The 2,402-nt window shown below is 38.3% G+C and carries 2 protein-coding genes; both read right to left on the bottom strand.

The features are described from left to right. Positions 1-264: 264 nt before the first annotated feature. Positions 265-1,551 (bottom strand): ferric reductase-like transmembrane domain-containing protein, encoded by a 1,287-nt coding sequence (locus ACVRWY_RS09440; RefSeq protein ID WP_354369913.1) that lies wholly within the window; start codon positions 1,549-1,551, stop codon positions 265-267. After that, positions 1,544-2,269, bottom strand: a complete 726-nt coding sequence (locus ACVRWY_RS09435) for an FAD:protein FMN transferase (RefSeq protein WP_354369914.1) — start codon at positions 2,267-2,269, stop codon at positions 1,544-1,546. Before ACVRWY_RS09435 ends, ACVRWY_RS09440 begins: the two co-directional genes overlap by 8 nt. Positions 2,270-2,402 lie beyond the last annotated feature (133 nt).

Genomic DNA, 2,402 nt, shown 5'->3' with positions numbered 1-2,402 from the left:
AACTTTAGGATGGAAATCTCCTATCGATATCAGAAAAGCTTTACTAGGAGCTAGCTCCTAGTAAAGCTTAACAAATGGATAGCTTCAAAATAACATTTTAGGTCTCACATCATTGACAAAGGTACATCGCATTAAAATGATTATCCGCAAGTGACTTTGTTTCTTAGTTTATACTAAGAATTTTTATTTGTCAACCAATCTATAAAAATAGGTTAACTGTTATATCAAAAAAAGAAACTCAGACTGACTGAGTTTCTACAAAAATTACCATCCAAATTCTTCATAAAAAATCTGTCCTTTGGGGACACCATTGGCTTTCATAACCTTCTCCCAATAGCGAGCCATTGCGGGTGGTCCACTAATCAGAACAGTAAAATCTTTTTTATCCTCTGGTAGATAAGCTAAAACGTCCTCTTCTTGATACATCCCAACCACACGGTTAACTATAAAATTATCACGCTCAGCTTGCCACTTGGCAAATTTATCACCATAAATCAAGGCTGCTTGCGTTGAAGCACCGTGAAAGACTGTCGTTTTAAGGTCAGGATTTCCCTCAATCACTGACAAAATAGGAGTTACTCCAATTCCTCCTGAAATCATTAAAACCTCTTGAGGTTTTTGATCATCAATAATGGATTGATACATGCCATAACCACCGTCAACATGAAGTTTAGCTGGTGCGGTAACACCTTGCAATTGCTTTGTAAAATCACCATCGCCACGAATCGCCAAGACAAGCTCACTCGCCCCCCTAGGATCATTGACAATAGAAAAAGGATGCGGCTCTGTCAGACCCTTAACCTCTGGAAAAGAAATGAAAATAAAATCTCCTGGTTTCATTTGTTGAGAGCGTACTTTTGGAACCTTGATCCGTAATTCATAAATATTGGGACCAATCTCTTGATTAGCCAGAAGTTCAGCTGGAAATCCTGTAGCAGTTGGTTTCAACTTTGCCCAAAGGTAGCTACCAAAAACAAAGATGCTTGACAGATAAAAGACTAGCATAAAAGCTGTATTACTGCGAATATCAGGGATTAACTGAACATGAAGAAACACAAGTAATGTCGCCAAAATATTGAGCCTGTGTAGCCAAACTGAAATTTCATGCTTAAACACTTTCTCCAAATAACGCTTAATGGTCAATAAAAATGGGACTCTACTTGTTAGCCAACCAGCCATAAAAATCATGGAGTAAAGACCAATTCCAAGGAAAATATTGAAGGCAAGATCACCCGTGGTACTGATTAAACCATAAGAAGGGCTCAAACTCTTATGCATAAAAGCTAATAAAATAGCTACTAGACTTAAAATCCCATGAATCATGTAAGCCGCAGGAAGTCCAATTAAACGATCAAGCCACTTTGGCTTTGTCCCAATATAAATCGCCAACAACATCCAGACATAAGCGATAATACCATAGGCAATCCCAATTCGTCGCTGACTACTTAAAGCTGACATCCCATTAACAAACGTATAAATAAAAGGAGTCGGCAAGATAAAAACTGCCGTTAGCCAGGCCAAGCCTAGAGCATAATTATTTTTCTTAAACATTTTTTAGTTCTCCATATTGAAAAAATTGTTTCTTGGTATCGGTCACATAAAGTCCGCTTAATTTTTTATCAGCAATCATTTGACAAAAATCAGATTCTGATAAAACTAAGGCTGCCGTTGCCCAAATATCAGCCTGAGCTAAACTCGCATCTAAAATAGTGACTTGTTTGATGGTTGACTGTGATAGAATATGACGACCACGCTTGCTATAACCTGAAGTGGCTAAAGCGCCTGTTTTCATTTGAAATCTCGCAATCATTTCTTGCAAATGGTCTGGATTTTCGATGCCAATTTTCCAGATAAACGAACTATTATCTCTGGTTTCAAATTGCATATCCCCTCCACCATTTAGGCAGACTGCCTCTATTTCAGACAGTTGCAACAAGGGCTTCAAGTACTGCTGAAATACCTTTTCTACAGCCCAGCCTTTCACCAGACCAGTGGGATTATAGACACCTTGAAAATAAGGGTCAAAAGCACCTCTAGTTTCTTTTTTTGCAATGGTAACACGTGCAAAAATCTCTTGAAATTCAGGATCAAGCATCACCGTCTCATCCCCTTTCTGAAAGCGGCTCACCAATGAAGTCGCACGAAAGGCTGAGAATTTTTGTTCGATTTCTCCTAGAGCAGATAAAATATCTTGACTAACTCTTTCTAAAAGGTCCTTTGAAGAGACTTTATCACGGGTAACCAGACTAATGGTAAAAGGAAGCGTCATCGCTTCTATGTACCTTTGTCAATGATGTGAGACCTAAAATGTTATTTTGAAGCTATCCATTTGTTAAGCTTTACTAGGAGCTAGCTCCTAGTAAAGCTTTTCTGATATCGATAGGAGATTTCCATCCTAAAGT

Source organism: Streptococcus porcorum (genome assembly GCF_053203725.1).
Note: the sequence above shows the minus strand (reverse complement) of the source record. Positions and strands in the feature narration are given on the sequence as shown.